The sequence below is a fragment of the Nonomuraea sp. NPDC050153 genome (assembly GCF_044460125.1).
GTDB lineage: Bacteria > Actinomycetota > Actinomycetes > Streptosporangiales > Streptosporangiaceae > Nonomuraea.
This window is the reverse complement of record NZ_JBITJQ010000025.1, coordinates 178,657-187,183: the sequence shown is the minus strand read 5'-3', so window position 1 is coordinate 187,183 and position 8,527 is coordinate 178,657. Positions and strand designations below refer to the sequence as shown.

Below are 8,527 nucleotides of genomic sequence, written 5' to 3'. Positions count from 1 at the left end.
TCGAGCAGTTTGGCTAGAGACGCGACCAGGCGCTTGATCGCTTCGCGGTCCAGTTGGTCCTCACGGCCGAAGCTGTGCAGCACCTTGGGCACCGAACGGCCGGCGACCGGGTCCCACGCGTTGTGAGCCAGGTGCAGGTAGCGGACCGCGGTGCCGTCCTTGTTCTTTTTGCTCGTCGTCTTCACGTACATCGTCTCCAGACAATACACGTGAACCGGCTGATCAAGGCACCTGTATATCTTGATCGTCGTCTCTAGGCGCTTTTCGCTCGTTCCTCTAGCTCATCCCTGCTTGACCTGGATGTCTATCCCCACCAACGCGTCAGAACAGAGGAATTATGCGGAACGCAGGCTTCAGTCCCAGGTGGATTGGAGAGATGGGGTAGAGGACATCGGCGAGCGAACGGGCGATTTTTATGCTCTGTGCGTTCGATTCCCCGGGCCATCGGCTATCGTCTTCGAGGATTACGAAGATTCCGCGCTGTTGCTGGAGCGCAGTGCGGGCACGAAGCACCAATGGCAGTGGAACCTGCGAGGTGTCGGGCGATTCTTAGCCTGGATCCACCGTGTGATTCATGGTGATCGTTTTCTGGTCCCATTCCTCCACGAGGACCGATTCCGCAGGCGAGCGGCTACTTTTGGGCGTGGGAGGGCCGCCGTGCTCGGGTCGCGGCTTTGTCCGGTGCTTGTGGAGGATCGGGGTGTGCGCGGTGGCGCGGGTGACCGTGAGGGTCGTGGGCGGTGCGTGAAGTGGGGGTTTCGGCTGGTCAGGCCGTCCGGGTGGCGGGTGGATCGTGGGTGGCGGCGAAGGCGTTCATCCAGGCGGGCTGCCAGCGCCATCCGGCGGGCAGGTGCACGACCAGATGGCCATGCCCATCGGCAGGTCCGTGCCGGGCCAGCCGGGCGGACACGATGATGAGATGACGGCGCAGGGTCGCACCGCGGGCGCGGGCGTGGAAGGTCGAGGCCAGGCAGCCCAGAGCACGCAGCAGATTGTGGGTGATCGCCGCCAAGGTGAGCCAGGCGGCATTGGCCGCGAACGTGCCTGAGGGCATGTGCGCGAGCGGCCCGTCGATCAAATCAGCGTTGACCTGTTCCTGCACCGCGTGATCACGATGCTGCTCCTCAGCTTGGATCAGCGTGTACGGGCTGTCGGTGAAGATTGGGTAGTAGCGCCAGGCGGGAAACAGTTCGTCTTGGCCGCGTTCGGCCTGCTCGTTGAGCTTCTTGACCCGCCGCACGATCAGCCGGGCGGTGACGGCCTGGCTCTTCTTGCTGGTGAAGGCGGTGTAGCCGACCTCGGCGACCTCGGCGTCCGACACCCAGCCGCCGGCCTGCTCATCGAAGATCGCTTGAGGATATTTGATCGGGGTCCAGGTGTCCTCATCGATGGCGGCGATCGCCGCTTTGACCTTGGGATCCAGCTTGGCGGTGACGGAGAAGCGCGCGTCCTGACCGTGGCAGGCGCCGATGACCTCGGCGCTGTAGAAGGCCGAGTCGCCGCGCAGTATCAGCGTGCCTGAGCAGCCCGCGGCGCGGGCGGTCGGGATCGACTCGCGCACCAGGGATGCCGCGCCGCGGGCGGAGCCTGCGCTGCCGCCGCGCAACCGGGTGGCAGCCACCACCGGCGCGGCCAACGGCGTGGACAACGTCACGGCCAGCACGTTCAGCCCACGCACCAGCACACTCTTGCCGCCGATCTTGGTGTGGCCGAACCCGGAGCCCTGTTTGGCATAGCCGTAGGTGCGCCGCTGCATCGAGTCGATGTCGAGGAAGGCCAGCACCTGTTTGCCGGGCAGCAGCGGCGTGTGAGCGGCCAGCGAGGCCAGCACCTGCCGGGCGACCTTGTCCAACTGGCGCACGTTTCCCCAGGTGAAGGCGCGCAGGAACGACCCGAGCGTGGAGGGCGCGCGGATACCGTCGAACAGCTTGTCCATCCCGCCGTGCCGCAACGCGTCCAAGTCGTCGATGCTGTCGGCGCCGCAGGCCATTCCGGCCACGATCGAGACGACCTTCGCTGCCGGATTGGCTCCGTGGGCAGCCGTCAGGGCCACGTGCTCGCCGACCAGTCGCTGCAGCCCGGCTCGCTCAGCCAGCCGCAGCGCCGGGGCCAGGCCACCGTAGGAGATTACGTGCTCGTCGTCGAAGATCGCCTGTGTACGGCTGGCGGCATGGGAGAATCGCACTTACGAGGTGCCTTCCTGAGCTGGTTGATTGAAGCGTGAAGAACTCCAATCTTCCCAGTTCAGAGGGCACCTCGCCTCATTTCACCAACTCCACGCCAGATTCCAATCGGTGGATCGAGGCTTAGATCAGGACCAGCTCGAGGGCGATCGCAACAGAAAGGCGGGAGTGATCATTGGGTCGCCGTCGCCGGAGACCGCCGGTGGAGTCTTGCAGGTCGCGCTGCAGGCACTGAGAGGCGGCATCCCGTCATGGTGGCGGCAGGAGCATGCCGTGACAGTGGTCACCCATGATGATGATTTCCCGTGGATTTACAACCCTTACTGGGACAAGCCCGAACCTCCAATTCCTTTCCAGAAGGTGTCGGGATATGAGTGGGTTTATCCTGACAAGACCGACTCTGACGGGAACTATATCTGGGCTAAAGACAATTCGGATGATTAGCTGATCCGATATCCGGGCGGCCCAGGCACCCTCACACCCATTCCCTGTCGCCGGGGGATGGGCGTCGGCCGTGGCCTCACCCCCGGCCGCATCCCTCCATGATTCCGGCCACCATCGTCCCCATCAGCTCCTGATCTTCCGCCCTCCCCGGTTCGTACTCCCTGAGCCCGATCCCCACGACCTCGAACCGCTCACCCACCGCCGTGATCAGCGAGATGAGCTCGTCAGGCGCCAGCCCGCCAGGCGTCGGATATCCCACGCTCTCGAAGAACCGCGGGTCGAGCACATCGAAGTCGATATGCAGATAAACCACGAAGTCGTCAGCTGTAGGCGGTGGCAGCGGCAAGGAGCGTGCGCGTCCTGACTCCCGCAGCACTTTAACGCCTCGGCCCGACAAATGGTCGCCATTGGGGGGATACAGCGATTTGAACGACACCAGACCGTCGATTAAGGCCGCCCTAGCCTTTCGCTTCTTCCGCTTGCTCTGTCCAGCGGGCGAGTTCCTGCAGGGTGGTCAGGATGTCGGGGTTCCCGGCGCCCAGGACCCGTTGGCGTACAGCGAGTAGTGCGGCGAGTTGGTCACCGGCGGAGGCCGCGTCCCCCGCCTCCCCCGTCCAGCGGGCGAGGCTAACCAGAGTATGGAGGGTATCGGGGTTCTTGGCGCCCAGTCGGCGCTCAATGGTCGGCAGCATTAGGGCGAGCTGGTCGCGGGCGGCCGCCGCGTCGCCCGCCTTCCCCGTCCACACGGCGAAGTTATGCCGTACGACGAGGGCCTGGGGGTTCCCGGCGCCCCGTACCCGTTTGCTCAAGGTAAGTAGCGCGGAAAGCTGGTCGCGGGCGGCGGCGATCGCTTATGGCTGCCCGGCTCGGCACCGTGCCTTGCATGCCTAACAAGATCATAGCGCTCTGACCTGCGAGAATGGGCCAAGAGCCCAAGATAACGATTGAGGCCGGCCAGGCACGCGAAACTCATCGGTCCATCCTGCCCGGATGATGCTCGCCTGCCCCACGGCTCGCCGTCGAGGCCCGAAGCGCCGTAGTAACCCTTTTGTGGCTGTCATCCGGTTTCGTTCGGGAAGCGTCGCCGGGTGCCGTCGGCGATTATCGACGCGACGTGACCGCGCTGCGAAAGGATCGGTATGACGTGGCATCCGTGGAGACGGGCGTTACTCACGGCGGGGGCGACCGTGGTCGGCTTCGACCCGTCTACGCGCACGTGGGTCACCGACGCCGCCCAGTCTCAGGGGATGGTCGACCTACCGCCGCTGAAGGGCAAGGTGGTGACCGATCCCGCCTCACGCGGCCAGGCGGCCGACGACTTCGGGCATCTGGTCCATCGGACCCCCGGGGCCGTGCTGGAGCCCGGCGCCGTGTCGGACATCATGCTGATGATGAAGTACTGCCGGACGCACAGCCTGCAGGCTCGCGGCCAACTATCCACCCGGCGAGGCCCCGATGGATCAATTCGCGCTGTTCAACCTGCCGGTGCCGCGCCAGGCGCCATATAGCATGCAGCATGCCTTCACCTTGACGGAGCCCGGCTCCATCGTCCTGTCATGCCATGCAATCCCCGGCTGGACGGCACGGGTGACCAACATCCAGCTCACCGAGATCCAGGCGTCCGCCGCGGTGAACGAGGACATCCGGGTCGAATGACTTCGTGTATCGGCACCCTCTGCCTGTCGTGCTGATCGCCCGGCGGAAGTTGAGTATGCCCTACTCATGCGGCGCCGCCGGTGATCCCTGACGCTGCTGACCATGACAAAACTCGTGGCACTGTTCCTAGTGTTCTGGGGTCCTCTGTACCACCCGACGTACCTCGCCTCGATGTCCGGGACGTACGAGAACGGCGTGGTCGACGGGGAGATCTGGGCATACGCCGGCCAGTGCGCCAGGGCCTTCATCGAGACCAGCTACCAGCCTGCGGGCACCGGGTATTACATCAAGCGGTGGTCATACTCGGAGCCTGCCTGCTCGCCGACGGCGTTGGAGACCACGACACCGTTCCAGATGTACCTTGACGGGCCGGTCGAGGAGATCACCCACATCCGCGCCGCCGTCTGCCGGTGGACGGCATGGGAGTCCATGACCTGCGGCCCTACCCAGACCATCTTCGCTCGCTGACTTCGCTGGCCCCGTGCCCGCTGACCGCCTGTGCGCCGGGCTCTGCCGTACCCCATTTCTCGCCGACCTGGCCCACCACCGCCTGTGGCATCACCTCGGCGGGTTGCCCTGCCCCAACCTTCCGGACTGCGGACCCCGAGTAGGGTTCGTCACGGAGGGGGAGCTCCGGTGGTTGCGCCGACTGGCTCGACACCGCCTCCCTGGCCATCCTGAAGAACACCGCCAAGGTCACCGCGGCCTGGGTGAAGAAGTACAACATCCCGATCCGATACCTGACCCCGGTCGACCGCCAGGCGCTCGCGCTCACCCTCGCTGCGTGGGAGACGCCTCGCCGGCTTCCCCAGCCCGGGACAGCACCCGCAGCTGATCATCATTCGCGACTGGACACTCCCTCGCCGGAATCCTCCGCGTCCTCCAGGTCGAGGAGCAGGGGTTCGGCTCCCGGGATCAGCACCACGGCGGTGTGTGGGACTGGGCCGTACATCTGGCGAATGGCCACCAGCGTGTCACTGGCCTGACGCAGTGGCCGGTGCCAGCCGAGCCGTTCTTCTGTGCCGTCCCCGTGCCAGTAAGTCACTCCGATGGCGCACGCCATGCGGCTCCGAGGCAGGTCAACCCCGCGCTCACCAACAGTTCCGTCGGAGGCGGCCGACCGTTGCCAGTGCGGCGCGCCGTTGAACCTGGCGAATGCATCGCCTTCCTGTTGCGCCGCCTCCAGGCCGATGTACCAGACGGACTCGGTGTCGAAGTCGTGGCCGAACCGCATCGCCACCCAGATGGCGCCGCCCGTGCTGTGTTCCATGATCTTCCTTCCCTCGCATGAGGGGAGAAAGAGTGCCGAGCCGATCGGCTTACGTCCTTCCGCGACGACACACTGAGCGGCGAAACGTGTCCATAACCAGCGATATGCGAAGTTCTCGCCATCTGCTTAGCCGAATTGTTATCCGATGATCGACGACGTTGCCCCTGACCGGTTCCACTATCACCACGTTGACCTAATCCATAGCAATCAGCACCAGTCAAGAACAGAGGCGACACGGGCGCGCTGCTCAAGCAATTCGCTGGTGAGCCTGTCCAGCATCCTGTACGCGGAGGCGGAGGTTCTGCAGAGCCAGCGTGCGGAAAACAGTTCGTTCATGAACGACACGTGCGTGGACTCCCACAAGGCCGACCCCAGCCTCACCCGCAACGTCTGGGTGAGCGGTCGGCCAGCCGCGATGCTATAGCGGGCCTCGGCGTTCTGGTTGACTTCTCTGAACTAAAATGATCACGACCATACGATGGAGGGCCTGGTCAACGGGAGTCCCGCCCGCTAGGTTCCGGTGTCCGTGTGCGCAACCTCTCGCCGCAGAAGGCCGCCCCCTTCCCCACTCCATCGCCCGCAAGGAGTTCGCCACGATGGCCCAAGCCGCCGACGAGTGCATCACGAAGGTGTCCGGCATCGACACGGTCGGCCCGCAGGTGGTCCGGCACCAGAACACCAGCCTGTTGACCCAGATGATCACCGAGCTGGAAGCCCGGCTCACCGAGTTGGCGTCAGGTTGGCGCAGCCTCCGACGATCTCTTCATGTTGCGCGGCCAGCCGGGCAAGGGCCTGGCGGCGACTGACCCAAGCAGAGCAGAGCGTTGAAGAACTCGCCGGCTTCCGCAGGCTCCGCGGGGTCGCCGATACTTCGACCCGCGGCGTCCGTCTCCCCACTCCCCGCGCACCGGCCATCGGATCATGCAGCTGACACGGACGACCACTTCTCCCTAGCCTGTCCAGATGATCACTCCGATTGAGCTCGTGATCTTCGACTGCGACGGCGTGCTCGTCGACAGCGAGCACATAGCCGTCCGCGCCCATGTCGCCGTGGGTGCCGAGCTGGGCTGGCCGCTGACCGAAGCCGAGGTGATCGAAAAGTTCATCGGCCGGTCACCCGTGTCCAACGGTGAACAAATCACTTCCCGAGTAGGGCCGAGCCGGGCCGCGCTCTGGTGGGAGAGATTCGAGCGACTCCACCGCGCGGCCGTCGATGCCGAACTCACCCCGGTCGACGGCATCCTCGAAGTCCTCGACACCCTCAGGCTTCCCAGCTGCGTCGCCTCTGGCGGCAGTCACGAAACGATGCGCCACACGCTGGGTCACACCGGGATCTACCCATACTTCGAAGGCCGCATCTTCAGCGCGAGCGAGGTCGCCCGCGGCAAACCGGCCCCCGACCTGTTCCTGCACGCTGCCAAGCAGATGGGCGTCCACCCCTCGGCCTGCATCGTCGTCGAGGACAGCCAATACGGGATCCAAGCAGCCCGCGCAGCCGGCATGCGCGCCCTTGGCTACGCCGGCGGACTCACACCGACGCAATGGCTCGAAGGACCGAACACCACGGTCTTCGACGACATGCGCGAACTCCCGAGACTCCTTGCAGAAGCCTGACCGACCAGGACTCCAACTTGGCCTACGCGAAAGAAGAGATCATCTTCCTCTGACCTGCTGGAAGGGCCCTACAACCCTAGATAACGATTGGAACGGCGTGGACATGAAAGCCGACGACTGGATCCTGCTGTCCTTCCCCGCCGCCAACCGCGACCCGGCCCCGTTCAACCGTGCGGACGAGGTGCTCATCGACCGTGAGGTCAACCGCCACGCCGCCTTCGGCCTCGGCATCCACCGTTGCGTGGGCTCCCACCTGGCCCGCAGGGAACTCCGGGTCGCCCTGGAGGTCTGGCTGGAACGCATCTGGGTCTGCACGCTGGCGGACCGTCGCGTCGGTGACCTGGGCCGCCAGCCAGGTACGCGGCCCCCGTACCCTCCCGCTGCGCATTCTCTGACCGTCGAAGCGGGCCGATACCCGTGCGAAGCGATGGTGAGAGTAAAATCACGCCCGTTTGCGATCTTTTCCGTGAAAGGGCCCTGCCTTGTCTCTTCGCAAGAAGCTCTCCGCCGTGCTGGCAGCGTGCACCGTGACGATCCCGCTGTCGGCCGTAGTGGCGCAGCCCGCCTACGCCACCGGCGGTACCTGCGGATCCGGGTACAACTTCCTGTCGTCCTATCCGCTGCGCGGCTACGGGAGCCACTACGACACCATCGGCGGATACCTGAGCATCTACTACAACCCGTCGAACGGCTACAACTGCGCCATCACGCGCGTCAAGGCGGCCTGGGACGGTAAGGCCAGCTATGTCTATGTCTTCCTGGGCGACGGCGACTCGCGCAGCGTCAGGGACCCGAAACTCGACAGCAGCGCCAATTACCACTACTACGCGGGCCCGGTCAAGCTGTACCTGAAGGACCAGTGCGTCTACGCCGACGGGTCACTGAAGTACGACGGCGAAACCTACAACACTCGCGACGCTGCATACGGCGTTCACTGCGGCTGATCCGCCCGAGTGCATGACCGGCCGCGCACCAGCGTGCTGTGCAGAGCGCAGGTTGGACGGGGCGGCAGTTACCACGGCTGGAGGCGTCGACCTTCATTGTGTCGCCGCCGACGAGTTCGTTCTCCACAAGGACGGTGCTCAGGCCGGTGGCGGTGGTCCGGTCGGCGAGGCTCTCGCGGCCGGACCGGCCCCGATCACGGCCGGCCGTGAACTTCTGCCGCTTCTTGAAGCGCGAGGCCTTGACCTGCGACGTAACCGGGGCGGCGGGCTGCTACTCCGTGCGCCCACCTGGCTGACGGCCCCCGCGCCAGCCTGGCTGACCGCTCATGTCGCGCCGGTGCGCGTGAATTTTGCGGCGCACTCCGACCCCGAGGCTCAGGAGCCTCGGGAGATCTGCCGGGACACGCTGGCGAAAG

General features: G+C 65.3%; 11 protein-coding genes and 2 pseudogenes. 8 read left to right on the top strand and 5 right to left on the bottom strand.

Features of this window, described 5'->3' with window-relative positions:
* Together ACIBQ1_RS42675 and ACIBQ1_RS42670 are read right to left on the bottom strand one after the other, a co-directional pair.
* Positions 1–191, bottom strand: a pseudogene (locus ACIBQ1_RS42675) (transposase); the annotation flags it as partial.
* Between the two features lie 575 nt (positions 192–766).
* On the bottom strand, positions 767–2,185 hold the full coding sequence (locus ACIBQ1_RS42670) for an IS1380 family transposase (protein WP_397286284.1): 1,419 nt from the start codon (positions 2,183–2,185) through the stop codon (positions 767–769).
* A gap of 109 nt (positions 2,186–2,294) precedes the next feature.
* Between ACIBQ1_RS42670 and ACIBQ1_RS42665 the strand changes: the two genes are divergently transcribed.
* On the top strand, positions 2,295–2,627 hold the full coding sequence (locus ACIBQ1_RS42665; protein WP_397286282.1) for a hypothetical protein: 333 nt from the start codon (positions 2,295–2,297) through the stop codon (positions 2,625–2,627).
* A 76-nt stretch (positions 2,628–2,703) separates the two neighbouring features.
* On the opposite strand, the gene ACIBQ1_RS42660 is transcribed toward ACIBQ1_RS42665, so the two are convergent.
* Both ACIBQ1_RS42660 and ACIBQ1_RS42655 read right to left on the bottom strand, forming a co-directional pair.
* Positions 2,704–2,940 (bottom strand): arginase family protein, encoded by a 237-nt coding sequence (locus tag ACIBQ1_RS42660; protein WP_397286280.1) that lies wholly within the window; start codon positions 2,938–2,940, stop codon positions 2,704–2,706.
* 145 nt (positions 2,941–3,085) lie between these two features.
* Entirely contained in the window at positions 3,086–3,373 is a 288-nt protein-coding gene (locus ACIBQ1_RS42655; RefSeq protein WP_397286278.1) for a tetratricopeptide repeat protein, read from the bottom strand.
* Between the two features lie 709 nt (positions 3,374–4,082).
* On the opposite strand from ACIBQ1_RS42655, the gene ACIBQ1_RS42650 reads away from it, so the two are divergent.
* Together ACIBQ1_RS42650 and ACIBQ1_RS42645 are read left to right on the top strand one after the other, a co-directional pair.
* Positions 4,083–4,283 carry a hypothetical protein gene (locus ACIBQ1_RS42650; protein WP_397286276.1) on the top strand — a complete coding sequence of 67 codons (201 nt, stop codon included), beginning with the start codon at positions 4,083–4,085 and terminating at the stop codon, positions 4,281–4,283.
* 102 nt (positions 4,284–4,385) lie between these two features.
* Complete coding sequence (locus ACIBQ1_RS42645) at positions 4,386–4,751, top strand: hypothetical protein (RefSeq protein ID WP_397286274.1); 366 nt, start codon at positions 4,386–4,388, stop codon at positions 4,749–4,751.
* 370 nt (positions 4,752–5,121) lie between these two features.
* Here ACIBQ1_RS42645 and ACIBQ1_RS42640 read toward each other — a convergent pair whose 3' ends face one another.
* On the bottom strand, positions 5,122–5,553 hold the full coding sequence (locus ACIBQ1_RS42640; RefSeq protein ID WP_397286272.1) for a hypothetical protein: 432 nt from the start codon (positions 5,551–5,553) through the stop codon (positions 5,122–5,124).
* A gap of 145 nt (positions 5,554–5,698) precedes the next feature.
* On the opposite strand from ACIBQ1_RS42640, the gene ACIBQ1_RS42635 reads away from it, so the two are divergent.
* From ACIBQ1_RS42635 to ACIBQ1_RS42615, 5 genes and pseudogenes are all read left to right on the top strand, one after another.
* Entirely contained in the window at positions 5,699–5,977 is a 279-nt protein-coding gene (locus ACIBQ1_RS42635) for a hypothetical protein (protein WP_397286270.1), read from the top strand.
* Between the two features lie 172 nt (positions 5,978–6,149).
* Positions 6,150–6,359, top strand: a complete 210-nt coding sequence (locus ACIBQ1_RS42630; protein WP_397286268.1) for a hypothetical protein — start codon at positions 6,150–6,152, stop codon at positions 6,357–6,359.
* A gap of 157 nt (positions 6,360–6,516) precedes the next feature.
* The gene (locus ACIBQ1_RS42625) at positions 6,517–7,167 is read left to right on the top strand and encodes an HAD family hydrolase (RefSeq protein ID WP_397286266.1); all 651 of its coding nucleotides are present in this window, start codon (positions 6,517–6,519) and stop codon (positions 7,165–7,167) included.
* A gap of 103 nt (positions 7,168–7,270) precedes the next feature.
* Positions 7,271–7,408: pseudogene (locus tag ACIBQ1_RS42620) on the top strand (cytochrome P450); the annotation flags it as partial.
* 241 nt (positions 7,409–7,649) lie between these two features.
* Positions 7,650–8,111: a hypothetical protein gene (locus ACIBQ1_RS42615; RefSeq protein ID WP_397286295.1), complete on the top strand. Its 462-nt coding sequence runs from the start codon at positions 7,650–7,652 to the stop codon at positions 8,109–8,111.
* Positions 8,112–8,527 lie beyond the last annotated feature (416 nt).

Excerpts from the sequence above, each read along its gene's own strand:
- ACIBQ1_RS42650 (WP_397286276.1), top strand. The coding sequence starts at position 4,083 with ATGGATCAATTCGCGCTGTTCAACCTGCCGGTGCCGCGCCAGGCGCCA.
- ACIBQ1_RS42645 (WP_397286274.1), top strand. The coding sequence starts at position 4,386 with ATGACAAAACTCGTGGCACTGTTCCTAGTGTTCTGGGGTCCTCTGTAC.
- ACIBQ1_RS42640 (WP_397286272.1), bottom strand. The coding sequence starts at position 5,553 with ATGGAACACAGCACGGGCGGCGCCATCTGGGTGGCGATGCGGTTCGGC.
- ACIBQ1_RS42635 (WP_397286270.1), top strand. The coding sequence starts at position 5,699 with ATGATCGACGACGTTGCCCCTGACCGGTTCCACTATCACCACGTTGAC.
- ACIBQ1_RS42630 (WP_397286268.1), top strand. The coding sequence starts at position 6,150 with ATGGCCCAAGCCGCCGACGAGTGCATCACGAAGGTGTCCGGCATCGAC.
- ACIBQ1_RS42625 (WP_397286266.1), top strand. The coding sequence starts at position 6,517 with ATGATCACTCCGATTGAGCTCGTGATCTTCGACTGCGACGGCGTGCTC.